Origin of the sequence: Nitratireductor aquibiodomus NL21 = JCM 21793 (genome assembly GCF_000615975.1) — a bacterium.
GTDB lineage: Bacteria > Pseudomonadota > Alphaproteobacteria > Rhizobiales > Rhizobiaceae > Nitratireductor > Nitratireductor aquibiodomus.
In genome coordinates this window covers 1-24,236 of the sequence record NZ_BAMP01000067.1, presented here as the reverse complement: position 1 = coordinate 24,236, position 24,236 = coordinate 1, and the positions used below count along the sequence as shown (strand labels likewise).

General features: G+C 61.5%; 25 protein-coding genes and 3 pseudogenes. 13 read left to right on the top strand and 15 right to left on the bottom strand.

The window, feature by feature from the left end:
• Nucleotides 1-1,125: pseudogene (mobQ, locus tag JCM21793_RS16560) on the bottom strand (MobQ family relaxase); the annotation flags it as partial.
• Between the two features lie 278 nt (nucleotides 1,126-1,403).
• Here mobQ and JCM21793_RS16555 point away from each other — a divergent pair.
• The 5 genes and pseudogenes from JCM21793_RS16555 to JCM21793_RS29520 all read left to right on the top strand — a co-directional run bounded on the left by JCM21793_RS16555 (nucleotide 1,404) and on the right by JCM21793_RS29520 (nucleotide 5,318).
• A complete protein-coding gene (locus JCM21793_RS16555; RefSeq protein WP_025031076.1) occupies nucleotides 1,404-2,180 on the top strand; it encodes an NYN domain-containing protein in 777 nt (258 codons plus the stop codon).
• Between the two features lie 14 nt (nucleotides 2,181-2,194).
• Entirely contained in the window at nucleotides 2,195-2,500 is a 306-nt protein-coding gene (locus tag JCM21793_RS16550) for a hypothetical protein (protein WP_025031075.1), read from the top strand.
• Nucleotides 2,497-4,160: pseudogene (locus tag JCM21793_RS26580) on the top strand (type IV secretory system conjugative DNA transfer family protein). Before JCM21793_RS16550 ends, JCM21793_RS26580 begins: the two are co-directional and overlap by 4 nt.
• The gene (locus JCM21793_RS26575) at nucleotides 4,147-4,995 is read left to right on the top strand and encodes a HEPN domain-containing protein (protein ID WP_162175230.1); all 849 of its coding nucleotides are present in this window, start codon (nucleotides 4,147-4,149) and stop codon (nucleotides 4,993-4,995) included. Before JCM21793_RS26580 ends, JCM21793_RS26575 begins: the two are co-directional and overlap by 14 nt.
• Nucleotides 4,992-5,318 carry a hypothetical protein gene (locus tag JCM21793_RS29520; protein WP_306306769.1) on the top strand — a complete coding sequence of 109 codons (327 nt, stop codon included), beginning with the start codon at nucleotides 4,992-4,994 and terminating at the stop codon, nucleotides 5,316-5,318. The genes JCM21793_RS26575 and JCM21793_RS29520 overlap by 4 nt, the downstream gene beginning before the upstream one ends.
• 277 nt (nucleotides 5,319-5,595) lie before the next feature.
• Here JCM21793_RS29520 and JCM21793_RS26565 read toward each other — a convergent pair.
• The 9 genes and pseudogenes from JCM21793_RS26565 to JCM21793_RS26560 form a co-directional block, all read right to left on the bottom strand.
• Nucleotides 5,596-5,876, bottom strand: a pseudogene (locus JCM21793_RS26565) (helix-turn-helix domain-containing protein).
• Nucleotides 5,877-5,889: 13 nt separating this feature from the next.
• Nucleotides 5,890-6,201 carry a type II toxin-antitoxin system RelE/ParE family toxin gene (locus tag JCM21793_RS16525; RefSeq protein WP_025031074.1) on the bottom strand — a complete coding sequence of 104 codons (312 nt, stop codon included), beginning with the start codon at nucleotides 6,199-6,201 and terminating at the stop codon, nucleotides 5,890-5,892.
• 53 nt (nucleotides 6,202-6,254) lie between these two features.
• Complete coding sequence (locus JCM21793_RS16520) at nucleotides 6,255-6,584, bottom strand: hypothetical protein (RefSeq protein ID WP_025031073.1); 330 nt, start codon at nucleotides 6,582-6,584, stop codon at nucleotides 6,255-6,257.
• Nucleotides 6,581-7,255, bottom strand: a complete 675-nt coding sequence (locus JCM21793_RS16515; RefSeq protein WP_025031072.1) for an AAA family ATPase — start codon at nucleotides 7,253-7,255, stop codon at nucleotides 6,581-6,583. Before JCM21793_RS16515 ends, JCM21793_RS16520 begins: the two co-directional genes overlap by 4 nt.
• A gap of 281 nt (nucleotides 7,256-7,536) precedes the next feature.
• Nucleotides 7,537-8,466 carry a helix-turn-helix domain-containing protein gene (locus JCM21793_RS16510; RefSeq protein ID WP_441909145.1) on the bottom strand — a complete coding sequence of 310 codons (930 nt, stop codon included), beginning with the start codon at nucleotides 8,464-8,466 and terminating at the stop codon, nucleotides 7,537-7,539.
• A 142-nt stretch (nucleotides 8,467-8,608) separates the two neighbouring features.
• A complete protein-coding gene (locus tag JCM21793_RS16505) occupies nucleotides 8,609-8,818 on the bottom strand; it encodes a ribbon-helix-helix protein, CopG family (RefSeq protein WP_025031070.1) in 210 nt (69 codons plus the stop codon).
• 191 nt (nucleotides 8,819-9,009) lie between these two features.
• The gene (locus tag JCM21793_RS16500; RefSeq protein WP_036540621.1) at nucleotides 9,010-9,609 is read right to left on the bottom strand and encodes a recombinase family protein; all 600 of its coding nucleotides are present in this window, start codon (nucleotides 9,607-9,609) and stop codon (nucleotides 9,010-9,012) included.
• A 123-nt stretch (nucleotides 9,610-9,732) separates the two neighbouring features.
• A complete protein-coding gene (locus JCM21793_RS16495) occupies nucleotides 9,733-10,419 on the bottom strand; it encodes an AAA family ATPase (protein WP_202901441.1) in 687 nt (228 codons plus the stop codon).
• The gene (locus JCM21793_RS26560; protein ID WP_202901440.1) at nucleotides 10,328-11,962 is read right to left on the bottom strand and encodes a TnsB C-terminal domain-containing protein; all 1,635 of its coding nucleotides are present in this window, start codon (nucleotides 11,960-11,962) and stop codon (nucleotides 10,328-10,330) included. Before JCM21793_RS26560 ends, JCM21793_RS16495 begins: the two co-directional genes overlap by 92 nt.
• A gap of 184 nt (nucleotides 11,963-12,146) precedes the next feature.
• On the opposite strand from JCM21793_RS26560, the gene JCM21793_RS16485 reads away from it, so the two are divergent.
• Nucleotides 12,147-12,746: a recombinase family protein gene (locus JCM21793_RS16485; protein WP_025031067.1), complete on the top strand. Its 600-nt coding sequence runs from the start codon at nucleotides 12,147-12,149 to the stop codon at nucleotides 12,744-12,746.
• Between the two features lie 17 nt (nucleotides 12,747-12,763).
• Here the strand turns inward: JCM21793_RS16485 and JCM21793_RS16480 are convergent, their stop codons facing one another.
• The 4 genes from JCM21793_RS16480 to JCM21793_RS16460 form a co-directional block, all read right to left on the bottom strand.
• Nucleotides 12,764-13,276, bottom strand: coding sequence for a cytochrome b (locus tag JCM21793_RS16480; RefSeq protein WP_051556221.1), 513 nt, complete (start codon nucleotides 13,274-13,276; stop codon nucleotides 12,764-12,766).
• Between the two features lie 233 nt (nucleotides 13,277-13,509).
• Entirely contained in the window at nucleotides 13,510-14,043 is a 534-nt protein-coding gene (locus JCM21793_RS16470; RefSeq protein ID WP_025031065.1) for a hypothetical protein, read from the bottom strand.
• Nucleotides 14,040-15,125 carry a DUF3500 domain-containing protein gene (locus JCM21793_RS16465; protein WP_155983464.1) on the bottom strand — a complete coding sequence of 362 codons (1,086 nt, stop codon included), beginning with the start codon at nucleotides 15,123-15,125 and terminating at the stop codon, nucleotides 14,040-14,042. Before JCM21793_RS16465 ends, JCM21793_RS16470 begins: the two co-directional genes overlap by 4 nt.
• Before the next feature lie 46 nt (nucleotides 15,126-15,171).
• On the bottom strand, nucleotides 15,172-15,786 hold the full coding sequence (locus JCM21793_RS16460; RefSeq protein WP_025031063.1) for an O-methyltransferase: 615 nt from the start codon (nucleotides 15,784-15,786) through the stop codon (nucleotides 15,172-15,174).
• Nucleotides 15,787-16,059: 273 nt separating this feature from the next.
• Here JCM21793_RS16460 and JCM21793_RS26555 point away from each other — a divergent pair, with 273 nt between their 5' ends.
• Genes JCM21793_RS26555 through JCM21793_RS16445 form a run of 3 tightly spaced genes read left to right on the top strand, consistent with a single transcriptional unit; the run spans nucleotide 16,060 to nucleotide 18,414 of the window.
• A complete protein-coding gene (locus JCM21793_RS26555) occupies nucleotides 16,060-16,647 on the top strand; it encodes a TetR/AcrR family transcriptional regulator (RefSeq protein WP_025031062.1) in 588 nt (195 codons plus the stop codon).
• Nucleotides 16,648-16,655: 8 nt separating this feature from the next.
• Nucleotides 16,656-17,882: a DUF3500 domain-containing protein gene (locus JCM21793_RS16450; RefSeq protein ID WP_210164481.1), complete on the top strand. Its 1,227-nt coding sequence runs from the start codon at nucleotides 16,656-16,658 to the stop codon at nucleotides 17,880-17,882.
• The gene (locus tag JCM21793_RS16445) at nucleotides 17,863-18,414 is read left to right on the top strand and encodes a hypothetical protein (RefSeq protein WP_025031060.1); all 552 of its coding nucleotides are present in this window, start codon (nucleotides 17,863-17,865) and stop codon (nucleotides 18,412-18,414) included. The genes JCM21793_RS16450 and JCM21793_RS16445 overlap by 20 nt, the downstream gene beginning before the upstream one ends.
• A gap of 747 nt (nucleotides 18,415-19,161) precedes the next feature.
• Here JCM21793_RS16445 and JCM21793_RS16440 read toward each other — a convergent pair.
• Complete coding sequence (locus JCM21793_RS16440; protein WP_023517586.1) at nucleotides 19,162-20,139, bottom strand: LysR family transcriptional regulator; 978 nt, start codon at nucleotides 20,137-20,139, stop codon at nucleotides 19,162-19,164.
• A 124-nt stretch (nucleotides 20,140-20,263) separates the two neighbouring features.
• Here JCM21793_RS16440 and JCM21793_RS30500 point away from each other — a divergent pair, with 124 nt between their 5' ends.
• From JCM21793_RS30500 to JCM21793_RS29300, 4 genes are all read left to right on the top strand, one after another.
• Nucleotides 20,264-21,574, top strand: coding sequence for a hypothetical protein (locus JCM21793_RS30500; protein WP_036540616.1), 1,311 nt, complete (start codon nucleotides 20,264-20,266; stop codon nucleotides 21,572-21,574).
• A 192-nt stretch (nucleotides 21,575-21,766) separates the two neighbouring features.
• Nucleotides 21,767-22,864 (top strand): ABC transporter substrate-binding protein, encoded by a 1,098-nt coding sequence (locus JCM21793_RS16425; protein WP_025031059.1) that lies wholly within the window; start codon nucleotides 21,767-21,769, stop codon nucleotides 22,862-22,864.
• Nucleotides 22,861-23,913, top strand: coding sequence for a FecCD family ABC transporter permease (locus JCM21793_RS16420; RefSeq protein ID WP_025031058.1), 1,053 nt, complete (start codon nucleotides 22,861-22,863; stop codon nucleotides 23,911-23,913). The genes JCM21793_RS16425 and JCM21793_RS16420 overlap by 4 nt, the downstream gene beginning before the upstream one ends.
• Nucleotides 23,910-24,236: ATP-binding cassette domain-containing protein (locus JCM21793_RS29300; protein ID WP_025031079.1), on the top strand; the 327-nt coding region annotated here is incomplete at its 3' end. The genes JCM21793_RS16420 and JCM21793_RS29300, both read left to right, overlap by 4 nt.

Below are 24,236 nucleotides of genomic sequence, written 5' to 3'. Positions count from 1 at the left end.
TGTCGCCGGCGCTACGCTGAATGGCGGCGTCCTGCGCGCCTATGGCCCGCTCGACATGCCGGCGATCGACACCATGATTGTGCGCCTGGTGCATCCGCTCGGCCGACGCCACCATGCCGGATTCGATCTCGACCATTTCGCGGGTCGAATACCGGGCAAGCTCGATCTCGCCGGTTGCATGGTCCCCCACTACGTGGGCGCGCTCGGCCTGCAACTCGACCAGGGCGGGCGACGCCATCACCTTCGCGAACGCGCTTTGAAACTCCTGCGGGTCGTCGTTGATGTAGCGATGCAGCGCCCGCGCAACGTCGTGGCGGTCGAACACACTTTTCTCGCCGGTGATGAGCGTAAGAACCTGCTCGGGTTTCTCGCGGATAAGCTCGGCATTGCGCCGCGCCGCATCCTCGTCCAGCCGCGCCCGCGACACGTCGAGGCCCCGCCTGTCCATCTGCGTGGCATGGACGCCATATGCTCGGTCGGCGTCAGCTCTAACCCGCGCTCCATGTGCGACCGATGGTCGATGCGAATATCAAGCCCGGCCATCGCCAGCCGCTCGTTGGCGATCCCCTCCCATCTCTGGCGAAGGTCGCGCAGCTGCATGTCGGTCGTCGGCAGGTCGTTCGCCAAGAGCCATTTGTTTTCGCGCTCAAGATAGGTCTTGTCGCCTAGACCGTTCTCCGTCACCTGCCGCGTGGTCATCATCACATGCGCATGGTGATTGCGAACGTCGCTCGCCTCGTGCGGCGCGTGAATGGCGAAGTCCACAGCCGCGCCGTAGCGGTTTGCCAAATCCTGAGCGAACTCTCGGCTGGCCTCTAGGCGCTGCTCGGCCGAAAGCTCATGCGGCAAGGCAATCTCGAATTCACGGGCAACACGGGCGTCCTTCCGCTTCTCGGCAAACTCGGCGGCGTTCCACAAGTCCGACCGATCGTGCGCCCAATCGGCATTCACGCCCTCGGGCAAGACGATCTCCACATGTTCCACGCCCTGCTTGGCCGTGTAGTCATGCGTGATGCCGTCGCGTTCATTGGTCAGCTTCTCCCCGGCACGATAAGCCATCGAAGCGACGGCGCTACGGCCCTTCGCTCTCGAAACTGGCTTCGTGCTTAAATGGTAGATCGCCAACGTCGATTACTCCGATGCCGTTTCACTTTCTCCGTTGGAATATCAGCCAACTGCGCCGTGAGTTACGCAGTAACTCGTAAGTGCGCCCTTCTCAACTCAATCGCTTCGCTGTTTCGTCACTCGGTGTGGCGCTTGCGGCAAGCTCGATGCAAAAAAGATGAAGCCGGATTTTGCGGCAAATGCGGTGATTTTGCAAGATCAAGCAAGACAACAAGATCAGAAACGCTTGAGCCGCGCGTGTGTTCGTATAGTCTGACGACCTACGGAGGGCGAAGAGTATGGCAATCGACAATAACCAGACATTGGCGCTGCTGATCGACGGAGACAATGCTTCTTCCAAGATCGTCGCCGGCCTTCTCGCTGAAATCGCGAACTACGGAACCGCCAGCGTCAAACGTATCTATGGCGACTGGACCAAACCAAACCTCAACGGTTGGAAAGAATGCCTGCTGGAACACTCGATTCAGCCGGTCCAGCAATTCGCCTATACGACCGGCAAGAATGCCACTGACGGCGCTATGATTATCGACGCAATGGACCTGCTTTATACGGGCCGCTTTTCCGGCTTCTGCATCGTCTCAAGCGACAGTGATTTCGCCCGCCTCGCCGCTCGCATCCGGGAACAGGGCGTCACCGTCTATGGCTTCGGGGAGCGTAAGACGCCTCGCCCCTTCATCACCGCTTGCGACAAGTTCGTTTATTTCGACGTGCTCAACGCGACCGGAGAACAGAAGGAAGTGGAAGCCATCGCCGCACCCAAGGCGGCCGCCGCCAAACCTGCGCCGGCGAAAGCGGCTCTCGATCGCGCTGCCCTCGACATGCTGGCGAAGGCCGTCACCGCCTCGGCCGATGAAGACGGCCGCGCCAATCTGGCCCGCGTCGGTGCGCACCTGGCGAAACAGTCGCCGGATTTCGACGCTCGCAATTTCGGTTTCCCGCGCCTCTCCGATCTGGTCGATGCGTCCGGCATTGTCGAGATCGAGCGCATTGGCGACAACCCGAAAATCATCATGGTTCGCCTCAAGGGTGAGGCTACCGCCCGTCCCGCGAAATAGGAGGGAAACGTCAGATGGCGCGCAAGACGATCGAACAAAGGCTGGCCGAACTGGATGCGCAGCGATCCGCCCTCAAGGCTCGTCTCGGAAAACAGGAACGGACAAGAGACACTCGCCGCAAGGTACTGCTGGGTGCGCTCGTCCTCCATCGCCTTGAGAACGGCAAGGATGAGGAATTCTCCCGGCGCTTGAGCGAATGGCTCAAGCGTGAACTGCCCGACTTCCTGACCCGCGACGGCGACAAGGAACTCTTTGCCGATCTGATCGGCAACGTGCCGGCCGGGCAAACGGCGGGGAGCGCCGGCGAGGCAACATCGTGAACCGGGCAACGCTCGCATGGGGCGCTTTCAAGAACATGCTGCGCGCCGCCGCGCATGATCCTGTATGGGCTTTTGTCTCCCTGATAACTCTGCCGTTCCGCATCTGGCAAACGGTGCTGCGCGTTCTGTTCATCCTCATCGTTGCGCTTTTCGTCGTTGGTATGGGTGGCCGGTTTGCGCTTAACGATCTCGGCTATGGTCCCGGCACGATTCCGTTCATTGCGCTCGATCTCGTCACGCTGCTGGTGCTGGCTGCCATCGTCTTCCGCGTCATCACCAATCCGCTGATTATCCATTTCGGGGACATGGAAGGCGAAACCCACGGCTCGGCCCGCTTCGCCACCAACAAGGAAGTGGCTCCCCTCGCCCGCGCCGATACCGGCCTGCTGATCGGCCGCGATCCGAAATCAAAGCGGCCGCTGCGCTATGACGGCCAGGCCCATCTGCTGACGATGGCACCGACGCGCACCGGCAAGGGCGTCGGAACCATCATCCGAATCTGCTCACCGCCGACCGCTCCGTGATCTGCATCGACCCCAAGGGCGAGAATGCGAAAATCGCCGGCCGCGCCCGCCAGCAGTTCGGGCCGGTCCACGTCCTCGACCCCTTCGGCGTTACCGGCCTGCCCTCGGCCGCCTTCAATCCGCTCGACCAGCTCGACCTGGCCGGCCTTGATGTGGCCGAAGACGCGAGCACCCTTGCCGACGCCCTCGTGTTCGATGAACCAGGCATGGCCGGCGAAGCGCATTGGAACGAGGAAGCCAAGGCGCTGATTGCCGGCCTGATCCTCCATATCGCCGCCCAGGAGCCGCGTGAGCGCCGGAACCTCGCCACCCTGCGCGACTATCTCACGCTCGCCCCGGAAGCCTTTGCCGCGCTCCTGAAGGACATGCAGGCGTCCCCTGAAGCGGCCGGCCTGGTCGCCCGCGCGGCAAATCGACACCTCGGCAAATCCGACCGGGAAGCGGCCGGCGTCCTCTCGGCCGCGCAGCGCCATACCCATTTCCTCGACAGCCCGCGCATGGTCGCAGTCCTCGGCCGCTCCGATTTCCGCTTTGCCGATCTCAAGCGCCGCAACGTCTCGGTGTTCCTCGTCCTGCCGCCCGATCGCCTGTCCACCTATTCACGCTGGCTGCGCCTGCTCGTCGCGCAAAGCCTCACCGACATGGCCCGCGATCCCGCCAAGCCGGCCGTGCCGGTCCTCTATCTGCTCGATGAATTCGCCGCCCTCGGCCACCTGGCCCCCGTCGAGCGCGCCATGGGCCTCATGGCCGGCTATGGCGTCCAGCTCTGGCCGATCCTGCAAGACGTTCACCAGCTCCGCGCCACCTACGGCCAGCGCGCCGGCACATTCCTGTCGAACGCCGGCGTTCTACAGGTCTTCGGCGTCAACGATCACGATAGCGCCCGCCTTGTCTCCGATCTGCTCGGGCAGGAAACCGTTGTGTTCCAGACCATGAGCCGGGCGCTCGATGCCGAAAAGACCGGCATCACCTACGGCGAGCAACACACCGCCCGGCCGCTGCTGACCCCCGATGAAGTCCGCAACCTGCCGCAAAATCTCGAATTGCTGTTCCTGGCCGGGCAACGGCCCATCGTCGCCGGCAAGCTCGCCTATTACGCCGATGCGGAGTTCAGGGGGCTATATGACGCTCCCTGAAAGCCTTGCCCATCTGCCTGACAGAAAGCGGCGCGAGCTGGAACGGGTCGCCGCGATCCTGTTCGATGAATTTGAGGACGCCCTAAAAACCAAGCTCTCCGATAAGGGTAAGCGTGGCCGCATCCTCAAGCTGATCCTGTTCGGTTCCTATGCGCGCGGCGATTGGGTCGAGGACCGCAAGAGCGGCTATCGCTCGGACTATGATTTACTCGTCGTCGTCAACTACGACAGCTTTGCGGAACAGCATGAAGCCTGGGAAAAGGCCGCTGAACGCTTCCTGCAGGAGCTGACCGTGACAAAGCACCTGGCAACGCCGGTCAACTTCATCGTCCATTCCCTCCACGATGTGAACGACCAGCTCGCCCACGGCCGCCCTTTCTTCGTGGACATAGCCCGCGACGGCCTCGTGATCTATGAAGCGCCCGGCTTCCCGCTCATTGAACCGAAACCGTTAGTGCCGGAGGTTGCTAAAGCCGAAGCGCGCCGACATTTCGACCACTGGTTTCCGGGCGCAGACCGCTTCCTGAAACTCGCCACGGTGGCGATAGATGACGGGTTCCGGAATGAGGCGGCGTTTCTGCTGCATCAAACCGCCGAACGGCTCTATCATTGCATCCTGCTCGTCCTGGCGCTCTACTCGCCTAAGTCCCACCGGCTCACCTTCCTGCGTTCCCAGGCTGAACGCCTTGCCCCCCAGCTCATCGCCGCGTGGCCGCGCGACACGAAATTCGCCCGACGCTGCTTTACCCGCCTCGATCGTGCCTATGTCGATGCCCGCTATTCGCCCGCCTATGAGATTACCGGCGAGGAACTATCCTGCTGCTCGACCGCGTGAAGGCGCTGCAAGAGGCCGTTGCCGCGATCTGCGCCGAACGCCTCGCCCCCGAAGGGCAGGCCGCAACATGGACCTATGACAACATCGTCACGGCACAAATCGCCATCGGGATTCTGAACCAGGCGCGCGGGATGATCTCGGCCCGCCTCCACGAAATCAAGGACACGAACCCCGCCCTAGCCAAGACATTGCGCGACAAACGGCGCGAGCTGCTGGCGCTGCAAGAAACGATCAATCCCGATGATCCGGACACGGCCAAGACGATCACCGCGACATGGGGGCCGCGCGTCAAGGATGACGCCCGGTTCTGGCTGGAGCTGTAGCCCCTACCCTCGGCGTGACTCTGGAGTGAGATGTGGTCCCGGCGCTGCGCGCCGGGGCTTTGTCACTGGCGGCCCTCCGGTCACTTCGGCGCAATGGGGAAGCGCGTTCCCTCCGGTCCGGTCGCGGCTTTCGCCGCTCGGCACGACGGTCAGCCCCCGGCCGGCCCGCTCTTATCATATTGGGCCGTAGGGACGGCCGGGGGCGGGTTACAGGCATGCGTCTGTGCAAATTGCACTAGAACACCTCGCCCTCTTGACTGTCGGATTACCGACGAGCCTATGCGGCCTCGGCAATATCGAGCCGCACCGCAAGCCCGGCCTGGGTGGCTAGATTAATCAGCGTATCGAGCTGAAATTCGTGATCCGGCCGCGTAGCAGGTCGTTAAGCCGGGGCTGCGTGATCCCGAGACGCCGTGCCGCTTCGGCCTGGGTGACGCCCCAACTCCGTACCCGCTGCTCAACGGCAATCAACAGATTGGAACGCATTGTCATGTTCGCGGCCTCGGCCGGCGTATCTTCCAGTGCATCCCATACATTCGCAAAGCTCTGACGTTCCATTGTCACGCCTCCGCTAGATTTGCCGCAACCGGGTCGCGGCTAGGTCCAAATCTCGTTTCGCTGTCTGCTGCGTCTTCTTCTGGAAGGCGTGCAGCACATAGACGGCATCCTCTATCTTAGCGATGTAGAGCACCCGGAAGGCTCCGGCCTCGTCGCGGATGCGGATTTCCCGCACCCCCTGCCCTACGCTCGCCATCGGCTTCCAGTCGCTTGGTTCAAAACCCTGCTGAACCTTGTGAAGCTGGACACCGGCCTCTTTCCGCGCCGTCTCGGGAAACTCCCGCAACTGCTCAAGGGAATCCCCGAGAAATTCGAGCCGCTTCATGTCAGCCATGAATCCCTTATATCAAAATTTGTATAAGCGAACAAGCGAAACCGCTACTGCTCGCCTTCGCCAAGTGCGCTCATTGCCCGCTCGATCGTCTCGGCAAGCGTGATCTCGTGGCGGTCGGCATAGGTATAGATCGCCTCGATAGTGTCGGCCCTCAGCCGGGTTGCGAACTGTTCCGTGCGGCCTGTCTTGCGCCGAGTACGGCGCGGGGGTCGCCCAGGAGAAGACGGCAATAGCTCGGCGGCTTTCGGAGTTTCGCGGAAACCCGCAGCGCGGGCGGCGGCCTTGACCGCGTTCGGATCAACGGGCGGCACTGGCGGCGTGTTGAGTTCCTCGCCAAAGTCGAGCGTTGCGCGTTTCTTGTCATCGGCAGTCATGCTGCGTTCCCTCCCCTAATGGCGTTGATGACGGCTTGCGCATATTCGCGGGCGTTTTCCTTGGCTGTCTCCAGTCCGGACACATCGGCCGTTTCCAGCTCGTGCAGCGTGCCGCCCAAGGAAAACAAGGTCCGATAGGCCGCCCTGTCGATCAAAGTCGCCGGCAGCACCGGGACCGCAGCGCCGGTAAACTGCCGCTCTATGTCGCGTGCCGTCCGCTCGCGGATCGCGGGCGGCACGCGGGTAAAGAACACGCGATATGGAATTTCCCGGTTCGCCACCTTCCACATTTGGCGCACCAGTTTGACCGATTTCGCGGCCTCGGCTGCGTCAAGAACCGAGCTTTGCAGCGGAATCAGAACCAAATCCGACCGGGCGACTGCGAAGCCGACGCGATCGGTCGCGGTCCCCTCTAAGTCAACTATGACGAAATCGGCGTCGGTGCGGGCATCCTCGATCGTGTCTATGATTGTTTCGGCCGAGTCATCGACTATGAGCCGAAGGGATTCCGGAACCGGGCGAAGCTGCGACCAGGCTACAAGGGGCCTGTTGGGGTCCGCGTCGATCAACGCGACCTTGCGACCCGCCGCGACTAGTTCGCCGGCGAGGACAACGGCCGAAGTTGTTTTGCCAACCCCGCCTTTGCTCGAAACAAATGATATGACCGCCATGCGACCTCCGCTCATCTAATGACCAGCAGCATGTTAGCTGCGTGCACTTTATAAGTGGTTAAACAGCCGCTTGCAATCTTATTGCAAATTGATAGCCGCTAGTAAACAGCTAACTTCTTTAGGCGCGGCTCTCGCCCTTTCTTCCTTTCGAAAGCCCATGCGACATTGGCCGCAGACGAGACGGTTGGTGATTTTGCTCTGAGTGTGCCGGGCCGGACCGCTTATTACGCGGTCCGGAACCGCCGCAGGGTCGCGTGAGCGGCCCGAACAGCGGCGTCCGCTTATGTTTTCACATAGAGAATAGAATTAGAGGGGGATTCAGTCTGGTTATCGGACTCACGTTTCATGAAGGTCTTTGCCATCTTCACAAGGGCCTGCCCCAGCGGGCTATCACCAGCGTCGAGCTGCGTTCGCTCATCAAGGGGCAGGGTGTTCCGGTAGACGTCGATTGCCTCGCTCCATGCCTGCTGATCCTGTCCATGATCCGCAGGCGGGGGAGGGGCCTTGCCAAACCGGCCAAGAAACTGCCGGGCCTTTTCCGGCAGGGACAAGCGGTAGGCGTTGCTCGCCTGCTGCACCTGGGGGCCGCGCCCCTCGTTCCCGGTCGGCTCGTAACGCCGCAGCCAGTCGATGAAGCCATGCGCCCGCAGGTTCTTCAGCGCCCGCACGATCGTGTCCCGCGACCGGCCCAGGCGGTCCATGATCGTGGTGATTGACGGCTCCAGCCGGCCGGTGCGGAAGTCAATCAGATTGACGAACAGCCGCAGCACGTCGAGCGCCACCGATCCGAGCGGGCCGCTGCGCTCGCCCTTCTCGTGCAAGCCGGCCTCGTTGTAGATTTCGGCCGCCTTCAAGATCGCCTGCACGTCCTTGCGCGTCGTCGCCTGCCAGATACGGCCCTCCGATCGCCCCTTGAAATAGCTGCGCCGGCGAACCGGCGTCGGGCAACGCTCGGCCGGGGGAGGCAGGACCAGGCCAAGCGCGGCTTGTCCCGATCCGCGCCATGCGGCCCGGCGCTCCTGGGCGAGCGCGGAGAGCTGGCCGGCGTCTTCCTCGGAAAGCTGGCCGGCACTGTAGCGCGTCCAGACCTCCCGCATGATTTCATCAAGCGCGTTCGCACGCGCGCAGCCAATCGCGGCCGCAATTTGCGTCCTCAACATCTGTCCTTCGTCCTTCCAATCGGAGGACATGACGGCGCGGACGGCGGACAAAGATTCCCCGTTCCCGGCGAGACTCACTCTTGCCGGGTGGTTCACTCTCGACTATGTTAGGGGCTGTTCAGGCGGTCCTAACAAAGCCGTTTCCGAAATCCGAAAACCCCTTGCCGCTGCTAACGGCTAGGGGTTTTTCATTTCATGTCCTCGGTGCGTTCTCGATATAGAACCTCAAAGCTTCTTCGATGATCGGGGCGCGTGATGACACGCCCTTCGCTTCCTTGATCTGGTCAAGTCGTGCGACCAGATCGGCGGGAAGATCGGTGTTCACATAGATGCGGCCGGCCGCCTTTAACCGCTCCCGATGGGCGGCTACCTTCTCTTTGACCGGTATAGCGGTTCGACTCATGGTTACATGAAACCGCGATTCTTCCGATTCTACAACCCCTTGAATCCAAACCGCTGAAATCGTGGGGTTTCCATTGTGGTAGCCGGCGCTACCGGATCATGATCTCGGCGCGACCCGGATAATCGACGGGCCAGGGCGGGCGATTTCAAGAGCTTGCTTGATTGTTTCGTGCGACGCAAAATCTGCGTCGGTCAGCTTTCCGATGCCGCGCCATCTAACGCCCGGTAGAGCGTGGCGCGATGCACACCAAAGAGCCGGGCGGTTTCGGCAACCGGCTTCTTGTCCTCATGGATGAGCTTGCGGGCGTGCGCGATCTGCTCGGCGGATAGGGCAGGGGAGGGGCCGAACCGCACACCTCGCGCCTTCGCTGCGATCCGGCCGGCGCTGGTGCGCTCAACGATCAAGGACCGCTCAAAATCCGCGATGCCAGCGAACACGGTCAGCACCATGCGCCCCGCCGGCGTCGTGGTGTCGGCCCACGGCTCGGCCAAGGAGCGTAGGCCAGCGCCTGCCTCCTTGATCCGCTCCGCGATCGCCAGAAGGTCGCCGGTCGATCGGGCGAGGCGGTCTAGCCTGGTGATCGTCACCACGTCGCCGGCGCGCAGATGATCGAGCATCCGGGCCAGCTCAGGCCGGTCCCGCTTCGTCCCGGAAGCCTTTTCCTCAAAGATGCGAACGCAGCCAGCCGCGCTCAGGGCGGCCCGCTGCTGGTAGAGGTCCTGGCCGCGCGTCGAAACGCGGGCATAGCCGATGAACACTCGGCCGGCGTCCGAAGCTGGTCGGTCGCTCATGGCTCCCTCCTGTCGCAAATCATGTCGCAAGCTTTCTACCACTTGCGACAATGACATGCGACACAAGAAGCCCTGATTTTTCGGGTGTGATCCCCAGCGTTATCTGGCGGTGTTCCTTCAGCGCTAAGTGGCGCCAATTACCAGCGTGGAGCGTGCGGCCTCGACGACGTCGTCAGTAACGAGTGATAGCTCGTTGATCTTTAGGATGCGTTCTATTTGGACAAAGAGGCGATGCAGCAGCCGGAAGTTCCCGCCGGTGATGCGGGCAATGGATGCGATCGCTTGGTGATCAGTAAAGTCGGCGGCGTCCAGTTGCAGGCCGAGTTTTCGCCAGTGGCGGGTGAGGACGAAGGTCAGTTCATCCCCCTTCAGCGCGCGATAGTGGTGTGCGAAGCCGATCCGGCTGTAGAGCTGCGGATAGCGTTCCAGTTTTCGTTCCAGGCCGGGCATCCCGATCAGGATAACGCCGATACCGGTCCGGTCGAAGATATCGCGCACATGTTCAAGACTTTGCGTCGAAAGTCGTTCGGCCTCATCGACTACCAGAACTTCTATAGACCCTTGAGCATGGCGTTCCGGAATAACCATGCTCGGATTGAGCGCCAGATCGATGGAACCTTCTGCGCGGGTTATAAGACGGCGTAAATCTTCCCGAACCTCCCGAACCGGGCCGCCGACTGTCGGTGTGTAGAAAACTGTGCGTGACTTGGCCAATGCCTCATAGGCGATGGCGTCCGATGCGTCGCGTGGCCCCCACTCCGTCAGGAGCGCTTCGGCCTTGTCCCACCGGGCGAAACGCCGCGCCGACATCGTTTTTCCGACACCAGCCGTGCCGAAGCAGATTCCGATATACCGGTGTTTCTGCACCGCAGCTGCGAACTCGACAAAGCGGCGATGCTCTTTCGTGGCGATGAATGTGCCATTGCGCTGTCCCGTCATTGTCAATCATCCGACTGATAGGTTCGGAGTTTCGACTTGCGTTGCGGTCGAGGCGCGGTCTCGGTCGTCCTGCGGGCTGTTCCTCCGGGAAATATTCCGCAACGACGCCGACCCGTTCATTAACCTGCTGGCGCAGGGCCCGCCGCTGCGCCGCACGGGCTGTCTGTATGTCTTTCAGCGTGATCGTCTCATGGGCATGTTTCGGGCTGATGGCGCGGCACAGGAAGCGGTTCTTGTGGAAGACGCGGATCTCACCAAGGTCGCGCGGATCATATCGGATCGTGACGCTTTCGCCGACATAGGGAGCAAGGATCGTGCTCATGAAGCGCAGCCCTTGAAAATGCACACCGTCGCGGCGCACGAGCCGAGGCTTTGCGACCATGACGAGTAACAGGTCGAGGTCGTCAATACTGTTGGGCATTTGAGGAAGCCAACCGTCGGCGCACCACGACGTCAGCGGCGGCAGCCCCGTTTCGCGATGAGTGCGAGAATTGTAGGTCTCCGTGATCCACGCGCCGATGACGGCATCGAGATCGGCCAGCGACAGTTTCGGCGATGTTGCTGGTTTCCCGTTCACGACGTTGCCGGACAGCTCCGGAAGCAGTTCGGTGTTCAATGTGCCGAAAAAACGCTCAATTTTTCCGCGCCCCTGCGGTCGCGCTACGGCGGAATGAATAAGCTGAAACCGCAGGGCAGCCGCTGCTTGTTCGAGATGTTCTGATGTGAAGTCGCTCCCGTGATCGACATAGAGAATTTCTGGAATCCCGCAGATCGGCCAGTCCGGATTCAGCTTGCGCCAGATGGCCTGTCGAAGCGCCAAGGACGTTTGCAGAGCCGACGGTGCGCCGAGAAATACTAGGTATCCAGCGATTGCGCGGGAATAGTCGTCCATAATCGCAGTCAGCCAAGGCCGCACCGATTTTCCGTTCGCGTCGATGATCAATATATCCAGCATCGTATGATCCGCTTGCCAGAGCGCATTCGGTGCGCTCGCTCTGTGTCGGTGGATCAGCTCGAAGCGGTCTCGATAGGCGCACGCCCCATCCTGCGCTAGCGTGACCATCGCAGGATCGAGTGCCTGTACGATGGAATGAACGGTGCCATAGGATGGAACTGACCAATCCCTGCTTTTGGCAACAGTTTCAGCGCGTCGATAGATTGCGGCACAGGACAGCCGGGGCTTGCGAAGCGCGAGCCCCTCGATCAAAGTGATCAGTGGCCCGGGTAGCTTGCGAGTGCCGCGATCAGATCGCGCTCTGACCTTCAATCCGTCCAGACCTTCCAGCCTGTATCGCGACAACCAGCGTTGCGCCGTCCGGATCGGCACATCGGCCGCGCGGGCGGCAGTGGTCAGAGAAACGCCCTCTTCCAGATGGGGTCGCAGAGCGGCGAACCGGCGCATCGCTTCGTCCATTCTGCATCTCCAATCTGTCCGAAAGGGGAACGCTGAGCGGACGCCGTCTCGCCTCGGGCCCACACCTTATATTTAAGGAGAAAATCGATTCTCATTTAGCTGGTACGGTGATAGTATCATTTAACGGGCCTTTTTCGTTACAATTCTACATGGCTCCAGAATAATTTTTCCGAAGGACGCCCCCATGTCTGAAACTCGTATTGGATACGCCCGATGCTCGACCGATAAACAGGACCTTGCCGCTCAGAAGGCAACCCTCCTGCATCTCGGTGTGGCTGAGGACCGCATCTATACTGACCATGGCTTGACCGGAACGAACCGCGAGCGGCCAGGACTGGCGCAGGCCTTGGCCGCCGTAAGAGCCGGCGACACGCTGGTGGTCCCAAAACTCGACCGGCTGGCAAGGTCGGTTCCGGACGCTCGCTCTATCGCAGACGAGTTGGCAAAGCGCGGGGTTAGGCTTGCCTTAGGGGCGTCGGTCTATGATCCGCACGATCCGATGGGAAAGATGTTCTTTAACATTCTTGCCACCTTCGCCGAGTTCGAGGCTGACCTGATCCGCATGCGCACCAAAGAGGGCATGGCAGTCGCCCGCGCTAAGGGGAAGCTGAAGGGCAAGAAGCCCAAGCTGTCGGATCGCCGCCAGACAGAGTTGCGGCGCATGTATGACACGGGCGACTACTCCATCAGCGATCTGGCAGAACTGTTCGATGTTTCGCGGCCGACAGTCTATCGCGTCCTACAACGGACGCCGAGCGCCGAAGTATCCATCGAAGCGCGCTAGCTGACCTTCGCCGCGCTCTACATCAACAACTGCTCTGCGGACTTTTCGGTCATAGCAACATGACCAAGCACCAGAAGCGCCAGTATCCAGCCAAGCTCCCCGTGCCATTCCGAGGGTCCCTGCATCCAGGCGATCTCGGCATCGCGTGCGGGGAAAACCGACAAGCCCAAGTACGTGAGGCCCCGGTCGCTTCCCGCTGCTGCGAGAAGACGGACAGACGGGACGATGAGCATCAAACCATAGATCGCCACATGTCCGGCAACGGCAGCTCGTCCGATCACCCCTGGATGTGAGGGCCGCCGGTGAATGTTCGCCAGCCCCCATGCACCACGCATCAGAACCAGCAGGAAGAGCGTCACGCCAAGGTCCGAGTGATAGCTCCAAAGGAGTTGCCGTAGGCCATTGTCACGTGGCAGCCCCCAGTGCGCTGCCGCTGCCGCGAACTGGGCAGCGAATAGGATCGCCATACCCCAATGAAAAATGCGGCTCAGAAGCCCATACCGGTCCGGTTGGTCCCACAGTGCGTTCATGTGTTCAGTTTCCATCTCGTTTCGCTGCAAAGCCAAAATTCGTCGGACCCCCGCCGCAGAAGGTCGCCGTTCGCCCCATCCGAAGTGATGAACGGCCGGTGCTCGGGCCTGATTTCGGCCGTCACCGCCACGTTGATGAGCGCGGCGGTGCGGTCAGCAGTTGGTCTCGTCATCCAAGCCGGATTGCGGTTCGGCAGGTCCGCGCTGTCGTTTCATTGGGAAAAGAGCCGACCTTACCGTGCGCGATCGAAGCTCAGCTCATAGCGGGCCTGATCTTCGGTCCTCTCCTGCGTCCCAGGCGCGATTGGATCAGACGGAACTTCCAGATTGACGAGCCGAACCGCGGAGTCGGGATGGTGCGCGTTCTCGTAGACCAGCCGGTGCGCACCACTTCCCCGGGGCATCGCGGCGATGAAGGTCAGCACAAGCGGCGCATGTCCATCGAGAAACTGGCTCTGTTCCGGCGCAACGATCTCCTCGAGCGAGAGGGGGACGGTCTTGCCATCGAGGGTCACATGAAGGTCAGACCCGACCGTCTCGGCATAGTGTTGCAACTCGGAAAGTGCGAGGCTGCCATCCGCGTCGGTGTCGATTTCGGTCTTCAGCGCCTTGGCCACGTCATTGCCCGGGGTCAGAGACAGGCTGATCGTCAGGTCTTCAGCGCCAAGCGACAGGACGCTGGCCTGCAAATAGCCCTCCAGACGATGCGCGAAGGCCGGGGTTGCCGCAGCGATAAGCGCGAGGGCCGGTAACAGTCGAAGTCTCATTGTGCAGTCCCCAGACCGTAAGCATTGGTTGGATCGCGGTAGACAGTGTGGACATGATTGGTCGGGTCGCCGCCGACACCCTGAGGCGAGAACTCGATGACGAGGCGTGGCCCTTGAATTCGGTAGTAGGACGAGCCGTTACGCCCGTCCTCATGGGTGAGCGGTCCGCTCCAGGCAAACCACGTCTCGTCCAGATCGGCCCGAAGCTGATCCAGACGCGGCGCTGCCCAGTCTTCAGTCACGATACCAGCCCATTCAGAAATGATATCTATCATCAATGCCTGCTGCTCTTCCGTCATATCAGAGCCCTGAAGCCCTTCGGGCATCATCGGCGCGCCGGTTGCGCCGGGACCGTAGACAAGGTCATTGACCTCGTAACCAAGGACCGCCTTGGCGCGCTGATCCTCGGTGAGGCTGTCAAGAAGAGCGAAGGCCTTGTCGTTCTCATCGGCCAGAACGCGCACGGCGTTGCCCTCGGCATCGGTGTATTGCGCGGGCTGCGCGCCGGTCATGGTCGGCGTCAGGGTGCCGTCACCGCCACGGATAACCAGGTTGAGGCCAAGGTGATGCGCACCGAACTGCATCATCCAGTTGCCGTCTTCGGAAGGTGTCCCGAAGATCCCCAAGACATAGGCATCGGTTCCGGAGGCATAGTTGGTGCCGCCCTCGTGCAGCGCCTGGTCGGACGCGATGATCTGCTGAACCTTGGCGTAGCCTTCGGGGCTGAGCGCGGCCTGCAGCAGCGCCATCGCGGCGGCGCGTTGTTCTTCGGTCATGTCGCCAAGGGGCAAACCCGGACGCAGCACGTCGCTCGCCGGGTAGTTGGACCAGACCGATGCGCCGTAGCGCTCGCCGGTGAAATTGGAGGCTGGTCGACCGCCACCACCACCGCCGCTGCGGGAGAATTCGGCCTGCGCAGGCACGGCGGTCGAGGGGAAGGGCAGCATGGCCGCGCCCAGTTGATCGCGGTCCAGCGTGTCGAGGTAGGCCTGCGCCGCTGAAGCTATCTCGGCGGCGGGGTTGTCCTGGGCGATGGCGGTACCGGGCAACAGCGGCGCGGCGGTCAGCAAAAGGGCGGTCATCAGGGACTTGTGCATTAAGGGTCTTTCGGTGTTGTTGATCCGGGGGTCAGAGGGTGCGCGCGAAGCGGCTGATCTCCATGCCGGTGCCCACCGGGACCATCACGGACTCGAAGCGCGGTTCGCAGCGGATGCGCTCGGCATAAGCGCGCGTACCCGCGCCCCCACCGCGCCCCATGTTGTCGGCCACCACCAGCGCACCGGGGGCAAGTTTTGGCACGAAGGCGTCAAAACATGGCACATAGAGATCCTTCCACAGGTCGAGGAATACCATGTCGAATTTGCCTTCGAGCGTGGGGATCAGGGTCACCGCATCGCCGGTCCGGTGCTCGATCCACTCGGCAAGCCCCGCGGCGTGGGCCTCGCCGCGCGCGTGATCCGACTTGTGAGCGTCACACTCCAAGCTCAGTACATGGCCACCTCGCGCTCTTGCGGCCTCCGCAAGCCAAAGGCCGGAATAGCCGTATGACGTGCCGATTTCGAGGATCCGCGGGGACTTGATGCTCCGGGCGAGCACGTTCAGTAGCGTTCCTGCCTCGGGTCCGATGGCGAACATGCGGGTCGAAGTTTCCGTGCTTTCGCGACCGCGGCCGGAGCGCTCTTGCGTCCGGCGCCTCTCGTATCGGTCCAAAACCGTGCGCAGGCGTTCATCGGTATCAGGCATCCAGAATGTCCTTTGGCTGCGTGCGTATCTCGTGAGTGGGTACCATGCCGGTGTTCCGAGCATGGTAAGCCGATGCTCGGAACACCGGTCTGCCCATAATGGTACCATTATGGTTCCGTATAGGTGCAGCGCAACCCGCCACGCAGGCTTTGTCGCGTCACGAGTACGTGTGAGCGGACGAGGGGTGGCAAGTTTGGATCGGCAGCCCGCCAAGCGCGACTTAATTCTTGCTTTCGGAACAATGGAACCAATATAGTTCCGGAAGGAGTTCAGGTGACCGACCAACAACAGAAGCCCCGTCCCGGGCGCCCACGCGCCACGAGCGATCCCGATCAGGTCCAGCGCTTGCTTGACGCGGCCATGACTGTGTTCATCGAAAAGGGTTTCGGGCGGGCGACCACCACCGATGTCTCGCGCTGTGCGGGCATGTCCAAGCGCGACCTCTACGCTCGTTTCGAGGACAAGACCGATCTCTTTAAGCAGGTGATCCGGTCGCGGCGGCATCTCGTGCTCGACCTGCCGCGCCCGCAGGGTGAGGACCTGCCGCCACTCGATGCGCTGCGCAGGATCTTTCGCCTCGATCTCGAAGATCGGGCTGCCGCAGAACGGGATGCACTCATGCACCTGATCGCCCGCGAAAGCCTGATGTTCCCCGAGATGAACGCGCTGCTCTACGACACCGGGGTTATCCGGTTCCGCGAGATGCTGATGGACTGGCTCGATGCGCTCCTGCCTCGCAGGCAACTGAAGGGGCCCGTGGACCGCGCCAAACAGGCCAAGGACATCATGGACCGGATTGCCATCATCCTGAGGGGCCTGCGCTCAGAAGAAACCCCAGATCGAAGCACGACGGTGAACTAACCCGCTCCATGTCCAAATCACGATCCCCCGCGGCGGCGGGGCACGACAATCCAGACCGAAAAGGTGTTCTCATGAGACACGTATCCCGTTCGAACCTGCTGGCCGCCTCGATCATCGCGTGCGTCCCGGTACTACCTGCCTTGGCGCAACAGAGCGCCCCCCCCGAGGGCGACCCAGGCAATCCCCGCGGTCAGCGCGGCGGCATGTCGCTTCCGGACAAGTATCTGAACGAGAACATCCACATGGGTGACATCTCGACCGAGGCGGCCGACGCTGCGTGCGATCAAGAAGGATACGACCGCCTGCTCTGTCTTGCCGATGGCTTGAAGAACAGCCTGTCGGACGAGCTCTTCGCCGAGCTGCAGCGCGACTATTCCGTTGAAGAAGCAAAGCTGTGGAGCAACTTTCCCCCGATGGGCTTTTCGGGACGCGTTGGGCCAACGCTCGGGGCCTTTGACGCGGCGCAGCTGGGCTACGTCAAGGCGCTGCTGCAGACCGCGATGGGACAGGCCGCGCACGAGGGCTACGACGAGCTCGAAGAGTTGCTGAATCTCGATGACTACTTGATCCAGGAAACCGGTGAGACGGGGTTCTCTTCCAGCAATTTCCAGGTCGCTTTCCTCGGGACACCGTCGGAGACCGGAACTTGGGAGCTTCAGTATGGCGGGCACCACACCGCCGTTTCGAACACATATGTCGATGGTGTCCTGGTCAGCGCCACGCCCTCCTTTCGTGGAGCCGAGCCTTTTGGCACCGTTGAAATGAACGGTCGTGAGAACGATCCTATGACGCAGGAATGGGAGGCTTTGCGCGCCATGCTGGCGGCTCTTGATACGGAACAGCTCGCACAGGCCAAGCTGGCGCAGACCTATTCGGACGTGGTCGCCGGCCCGCAAAAGGACGACAATTTCCCGACCGAAAAGGAGGGCCTGCCGATTGCACAGCTGACTGCCGGTCAGAAGGCACTGGTGCTCGCGGCGGTCGAAACCTATGTCGGCGATGTCGCGGCGGATCCGGCCGACCGCATCATGAAGATCTACGAGGACCAGTTGGACGAGACCTTCATCGGCTGGTCCGGCGCTTCCGACCTGAACGGCAGCGGCGCCTATGTGCGGCTCGACGGCCCGCAGCTGTGGCTCGAATTCTCGATGCAGCCCGGTCGGTCGCTTCCGGGCATCCACCCCCATTCCATCTGGCGCGATCGGGAGAACGACTATGCCGGCAACCTTGACTGATGCCATGCAGGCCATCGCGGTGGCGTTGTCCCTTGGCGCAAGCGCCCTCGCCAACACGGCAGTTGCGCACCCCATGCCCGATACCGAGGTGATCGTCGATCAGGAGGCGCAAGCCATCACGCTGACAATCCGGACATCGCTGGAAACGCTCGGCCTCGTCATGCGCGAGGCACCCGACAATGACGCGACCCTGACGGCAGCCGAAGACACTGCGCTGCGCACTTACTTCGCAGAGCATACGCGCATCGACACGCAGAATGGCGTCGCATTGCCGGTGACGATCACGGAGGTGCGCCTTCTTGAGGGGCACCACTCCGACATCGGTCACTTCGAAGAGGTCGAGATAAAAGCGACGGCGCCCGTCCCATCCGGCTCGGGTCTGATTTTGCGCTATGATGGCATCCTGCACGAGGTCGCGAACCATCGCGCGCTGGTCTATGCACCCGACGGGCGGCGGCTCGGGGTTTTACGATTCGACCTGAGCAAGAAAGAGCCGAACGTATTGCCTCTTGAAAGTGCAGTTCGACCCTGAGGCCGATATGGAACTTCTTTGGCCCGCCGGTCGCTGAATGCAGCGACGACAGGGCAGTTGGACTGCAGCGATCGGATGATATGGCGGCATGGTTTACCCTCCGCACGTAGTTCCCCCTCACAGGGGGCTCGGCGGTCACCGCATTCTGCGGCCTTGGTGGGGTAATCCCAGACTGGTTGCGACACCTGTCGACGAGCCGGTGACCGGGACGACTGCCTTTTCGGCCAAGACGGGCGAGGCTGCGTCTACGGTTCGGCCTGCGTCGAACGAGGGCCAGATTCCGATACCGGATGAAACATGATCATCCGCGTGCGATCGGAGTTGCTTGCCTCTTGCGGCAACGGCGCGAATGCTGCTGGAACAGAGAATGATATGTCTGTCGGAGCAGCTTGAACTCGGACATCTACTCATTGCTTCCGCTCTGAAAGACCGAACTGGAGAAGCTGCGACGCTGCGATTGGGTATCTCGCGTACGGCCGCTACCGATGAAACCGCGTTTCGCTGAGTGCGCGAACTTCCGGCTGGGCGTCACCGGCAATTCGGGCTCAAACCGGACTTTTGCCGCGCAAAGCGCGGATGACAGCTACGCTGCTTCCAGCACCAGCCTACGCCACTTGGCCATAAAGAAAGTGCGCCAAACATCGCGGAAGATCACACTGCTTTCACATCCGAAAAACGGATCAGGTAACGCTCCAAGAACAGTGCTCCAATGGAGAGCAAATACGACCTTGCAACTTTTCTAACCAACTATAAGGAACTCGCGCCTGCGATCGGAAGATCGCATACCGCCTGCATCTCGCTCAAAACATGGCACAACTGATGAAATGCCTCCTGATGAGGCGACGATCTGCGCCAAGAAGCGTATATGGTTCGTTGTGGCGCGCGACCGGAGATGCTCACAATTTTCACATTAGGAAAGGTACTTAGCCGGGGAGAGGCTAACGAAGGAACCATGCTAACCCCCCCTCTCGTTGAAACGAGCGCACCGATTGTTTCGAGACTCAACCCTCTGATTTCGGTGCAACAAGCATTGTAGTCGTGCTGTGTCGTGCGTATCGCTGCAGGTAGCGTATCTTCACTATAACCCTCGCCGTCTGCCATCGTCATAAACTCAGACGCATCAAGATCTTGAACGTTTATTGATGTCTTTGCCGCAAGCGGATGAGCTACGTTGACGATCAAATCAAAGCGCTCGGTGAACAGAGGTTTTGTTTCCATATCCGCATTGTCAGCGAAACGGCAAGATAACATCATGTCAATTTCACTTCCGCGCAGACGTTGGGTGACCCCTTCGGTCTTGCCTTCCAGGAGATCAATTCTGACGTTGGGAAAGTTTGCCTCGAACAGATTTACGACGTAAGGCAAAACATAGGCACCGATCGTTGAGATCGCGCCAAGTTTAAGGTGCCCTCCGAAGGGCCGGCTCGTCTTCACGGCGAGGAGGTCAAGTTTACCAACCACCCCGAGGACATCCTGAATGTGAGACAAGAGAACCTCACCTTCCAGGGTCGTCTTCACCTGCTGGCTGGACCGTTCGAATAAGGTCGTGCCAAGAGCTTCCTCGACCTTGCGAACCTGATGGGAGAGGCCCGACGGGCTTATCCCTAACTCCCGCGCGACGACTCTAAAGCTGGAGCGCTTCCAGACGGTCGTAACAAGGAGAAAATCCCGTATCGATACCGCCGAGAGCTTGTTCGATATGATCGTTCGATCTGTTCTATTCATTCGACTTGTCCAAACGCCACCTCATCTCCTATCCGAGAAAACATGATAGTACTAGTCATGATATTCAGAACCATGCTGGCTCATGACTTTGTCTTGCAGACAGAACTGATCGGTATGGGGCAGCATGACCACGATTTTCTTGAAATCCACTTTCGAAGAGCCATCCGAGACGGTTCGGGCTGCCGCGCTCCGTGGAGAGGTCGCCATCACTGAGCAAGCCGATCTCACGGCCGAGATGCTCATGTCGCACAAGGGGCTGATCACCGGTAATCAGCTCGACCAGAATGCCATGCTGGTGCTCAAGGATGCGCTCGCGTCTTTTCTCGATCACGGTGGGCACTGGTTCTTCAACGGCCATATGGCGCGTCCGCTGGTTGATGGCATCGGTCAGTATCGTTCGATCGTCGCACCAAAACGACAAGATTTCGGTCTGTCGTCGATCAATCCTCATCCGCTTTATGACGGTATCGACCTGAAGAAGATCGAAACCAACAGGGGCGTCGCGGGTTTCTACGGACGCGGCTGCAATCAGCCACCGGAGGGCGCGGTGGCCGTCAACGGGCTGGGTCCCGCGCGAGTCCCGGTCGATTGGGTGTGGGCAAGGCCGCGGGGTGGCCGGTTCTTCTCCCATGCTGGCAATGATCTTGGCACGATCGGGCTTGAATGGAACCTCGCCCCGGACCTGACGCGGCGCGTCATCAACTGGGCAAACGGCGGCTCCTGCCTCTCCTCGAATCGCTTCGTGCAGACACCGCCGGTCGAAGACCTGCCGCTGGCCAGGGCCGAGAGCTATGGCGGCGCGCGCGATACAGGCAGGGCCGGCCCGCGCATCGTCGCGCCGAGTTCCGGCACCTACTATCATATCCATAGTCTGGAAGGGTCGGCCTATACCGGTATTTTCGATGTCATCTGCGCACCCGAGGACCTCGTCAACGTACTGCGCCCCCAGGATATCCTCTGGGTGCCATGCCGAACCCCGGCCCAGCGCATGATCAAGCAGAGGGCTGTCATCGCACGCCATCTTGATGCCGGCGGCACGGTGATCGCGTTGGGAGAAAGCCAGTCGGAATTATGGCTTCCTGCGGTCCATTTCACCAGAACGCCGACAAATTGGTGGTGGTGGCTGCCCCCTGGGGCCGATCTCGGGGTCGAACTGACCGATCAGGCCAGGACACACCCATTGATGCGCCACATCGGCAAGCAAGACGTGACCTGGCATCTGCACGGCTGGTTCACGCCACCGGAAGGCTCAACGGTTCTGGCTCGCGACGGCGAGGGGCGCGCCATCCTCTACATGGACGCGATTTCGACGGCCGGCACGATGGTCATCTCCTCGCTCGACCCGATGTACCATCACGGTTCACGCTTCATGCCGGCAACGACCCGCTTCCTAGACCGCTTTGCGCCCAATCTGCGGGCCTGTGCGGATGCTTGACACGATTTCCCGCCAATGGCGCTCACCTGTCGTCGGCATTGATGCGATCGACAGTTGTCCGGCGGCAGCTTTCCCGATGGTGTCGCTGTTCGAAATTTCTTTCCACATTGTCCGATTTGTTCGATTGATACGACGCCTTCCCCTCTGTACGAAAAACATGACTGCAATTGTCATGAATAATGGAGGTCACCGATGACTTTGAAACTGCGCCTGTCTGCCGCCTTTTTCCTTCTCGCCCTTTCGCCGGCGCCGCTGCTTGCCGATCCCGTCACCTTCAAGGATGTCACGGGCGCGGAGATCATACTTCCGGGCCCGGCGAAGCGGATCGTCACGCTGCCGCAGCCCGGCGCCGCGACCGTCATCGCGGTGGACGGCTCCTCGGAGCATCTGGTCGGCATGAATCCCGTCTCGCGCAAGGCTTTCGAGACCGGCCTCCTCAAGAAGATGTTCCCGGATGCCGCCTCCATCGAGAGTGGCATCGTCGCGGAGGGCGGCAATGGCTGGATGCCGAATGTCGAGGCGATCGCCGCACTGAAGCCGGACCTCGTCATTCAGTGGGGCGGGCGGGGCGACGAGCTTATAGCCCCCTTGCGCAATGCAGGCATTCCTGTTGCGCTGATGGTCGGCGGCGGCAATGGCGGTACGGAGGAGCTGGCGCGGGAGAATATCCGCCTCGTCGCCAACATCCTTGGCAAGCAGGACAAGGCCGAGGCGCTGTTTGAATGGCGTGACGCGGTGATCGGCGAGATCAAGGCGACGCTCGCGGCCCATCCCGACGCGGCCCGGCCGAAAATCCTGCACCTGCGCTCCTCCAAGGGCAAGTTCACCGCGACCGGCGAAAAGAGCTATCAAAACTTCTACATTTCGCTGGTCGGCGGCGAGAATGTCGGCACGGGTCTCGGGGTGCAGGCCGAGGTGAATGCCGAGCAGATCGCGGCCTGGAACCCTGACATCATCATGCTGACGGCGCATGAGGCCGATGCCGGCCGCGAGACGATCATGAACGACGAGGTGCTGTCGCAGACGGCGGCGGCGCAGGCCGGTCGCGTCTACAAGACGCCGAACGGCGGCTATGTCTGGGACAGCGCCAGCCATGAAAGCCCCTTCACCTGGATGTGGCTCGCCAATCTCGCCCATCCGGACCTCTTCCATTTCGACCTGCGCGCCGAGGTGAAGAGCGGCTTCGAGCGGCTCTACAACTATACGCCCACGGATGAAGAGATTGATGCCGTCCTGAAGCTCGAACTCAACAAGGATGCCGCCAATTACTGGCAGTTCGCCCGCAAATGACGCCCGCCCTGACCGAGGCACGGCTTTCGAACGGGCAGGCGGCTGGCGCCGCCCTTCACTGGCTGTCGCTCGTGCTTGTCCTTGCGGCGGCGGCGTTCGTCTCCGCCGCCGCCGGGCGGTTCCATATACCGCTTGCCGACATATGGCAGATCCTCGGCCGTTGGCTTTCCGGCATGGCCGCACCGGAAACGATGGAAGAGCGCATACTCATCAATGTGCGCCTGCCGCGGATTCTGCTCGCAGCGATCGTCGGAGCGGGACTTGCGCTCTGCGGGGCGGCCCTGCAGGCGCTCTTCCGCAATCCGCTCGTCTCGCCCCGTGTGCTGGGCCTTTCCTCCGGCGCAGCGCTGGGTGGCACGCTGACCCTGCTCGTCGGAGGCAGCGCCGCGATGCTGTTTGCAGCCACCTTTGCCTCGGCGCTTACGGCGCTGGTCCTGGTGGCCGCGATTTCGCATGTCGCAGGGCGTTCGATCCTTTCCATCGTCCTGGCCGGTATCGTCATAGACGCATTGTTTTCCGCCATGATCTCGCTCACGCAATATGTCGCCGATCCGGAGACCTCGCTTCCCGCCATCGTCTTCTGGCTGATGGGCAGCTTTTCCTCGTCGAGCTGGCAGAAAGTCGTCGAGCGCGGCCCGGTCATCCTCGTCGCCATCGCGCTTCTCTATCGCCTGCGTTTCCGCATCGCGGTGCTCTCGATGGGGGAAGAGGAGGCGCGGTCCTTCGGCGTCAATGTCGGCTTCTCGCGCTGGCTGGTCTTTACGGTCATCTCGGTGATCATCGGCGGCTGCGTCGCGGTTTCCGGCGTCATCGGTTGGGTCGGCCTCGTCATTCCCCATGCCGCGCGCCTGCTCGTTGGCGAAAGCCACCGTCGCTTCCACGGCACGGCGGCGCTGCTCGGTGCCAGTTTCATGGTGACGGTCGATACCCTCGCCCGCACCGTGACGAGCGCGGAACTGCCGCTCGGCATCCTGACGGCGGTCATCGGCGCGCCCGTCTTCATCTATCTCCTATGCACGCGCCAGACGCGGGGAGGCCCGGCCCGATGATCGCGCTCGAGAATGCCGGCCTTCGAAGGGGCGAGCGCTGGATCTTCCGCCATGTCAGCTTCACGCTGGCGGAGGGTGAGGTGCTGGCGATCCTCGGCTGCAACGGGCGGGGCAAGACGACGCTGCTGCGCACCTTGCTCGGTTCGCTGACATTGACCGAGGGTGAGCGCACAATGCCGGCGGTCGTCGGCTATGTGCCGCAGTTGCAAAATGGCGGCGAGCAGCACCGTTGCCTCGATATCGTGACCATGGGACGGGCCGGGCGGCTCAGGCTTTTCGGCCTGCCGGGCAAGCAGGACGAGGCGGCGGCGCTCTCCGCGCTC

Coding starts and splice junctions, on each gene's coding strand:
- JCM21793_RS16465 (WP_155983464.1), bottom strand. CDS start 15,125: ATGACCGCCCTTTTGCTGACCGCCGCGCCGCTGTTGCCCGGTACCGCC.
- JCM21793_RS16425 (WP_025031059.1), top strand. CDS start 21,767: ATGACTTTGAAACTGCGCCTGTCTGCCGCCTTTTTCCTTCTCGCCCTT.
- JCM21793_RS16515 (WP_025031072.1), bottom strand. CDS start 7,255: ATGGCGGTCATATCATTTGTTTCGAGCAAAGGCGGGGTTGGCAAAACA.
- JCM21793_RS16555 (WP_025031076.1), top strand. CDS start 1,404: ATGGCAATCGACAATAACCAGACATTGGCGCTGCTGATCGACGGAGAC.
- JCM21793_RS16480 (WP_051556221.1), bottom strand. CDS start 13,276: ATGAACGCACTGTGGGACCAACCGGACCGGTATGGGCTTCTGAGCCGC.
- JCM21793_RS26560 (WP_202901440.1), bottom strand. CDS start 11,962: ATGGACGAAGCGATGCGCCGGTTCGCCGCTCTGCGACCCCATCTGGAA.
- JCM21793_RS16495 (WP_202901441.1), bottom strand. CDS start 10,419: ATGTCGGCGCGGCGTTTCGCCCGGTGGGACAAGGCCGAAGCGCTCCTG.
- JCM21793_RS16500 (WP_036540621.1), bottom strand. CDS start 9,609: ATGAGCGACCGACCAGCTTCGGACGCCGGCCGAGTGTTCATCGGCTAT.
- JCM21793_RS16445 (WP_025031060.1), top strand. CDS start 17,863: ATGCCGGCAACCTTGACTGATGCCATGCAGGCCATCGCGGTGGCGTTG.
- JCM21793_RS26575 (WP_162175230.1), top strand. CDS start 4,147: ATGACGCTCCCTGAAAGCCTTGCCCATCTGCCTGACAGAAAGCGGCGC.
- JCM21793_RS16440 (WP_023517586.1), bottom strand. CDS start 20,139: ATGAATAGAACAGATCGAACGATCATATCGAACAAGCTCTCGGCGGTA.
- JCM21793_RS16460 (WP_025031063.1), bottom strand. CDS start 15,786: ATGCCTGATACCGATGAACGCCTGCGCACGGTTTTGGACCGATACGAG.
- JCM21793_RS30500 (WP_036540616.1), top strand. CDS start 20,264: ATGACCACGATTTTCTTGAAATCCACTTTCGAAGAGCCATCCGAGACG.
- JCM21793_RS16550 (WP_025031075.1), top strand. CDS start 2,195: ATGGCGCGCAAGACGATCGAACAAAGGCTGGCCGAACTGGATGCGCAG.
- JCM21793_RS16520 (WP_025031073.1), bottom strand. CDS start 6,584: ATGACTGCCGATGACAAGAAACGCGCAACGCTCGACTTTGGCGAGGAA.
- JCM21793_RS16505 (WP_025031070.1), bottom strand. CDS start 8,818: ATGAGTCGAACCGCTATACCGGTCAAAGAGAAGGTAGCCGCCCATCGG.
- JCM21793_RS16525 (WP_025031074.1), bottom strand. CDS start 6,201: ATGAAGCGGCTCGAATTTCTCGGGGATTCCCTTGAGCAGTTGCGGGAG.
- JCM21793_RS16420 (WP_025031058.1), top strand. CDS start 22,861: ATGACGCCCGCCCTGACCGAGGCACGGCTTTCGAACGGGCAGGCGGCT.
- JCM21793_RS16470 (WP_025031065.1), bottom strand. CDS start 14,043: ATGAGACTTCGACTGTTACCGGCCCTCGCGCTTATCGCTGCGGCAACC.
- JCM21793_RS16485 (WP_025031067.1), top strand. CDS start 12,147: ATGTCTGAAACTCGTATTGGATACGCCCGATGCTCGACCGATAAACAG.
- JCM21793_RS16450 (WP_210164481.1), top strand. CDS start 16,656: ATGTCCAAATCACGATCCCCCGCGGCGGCGGGGCACGACAATCCAGAC.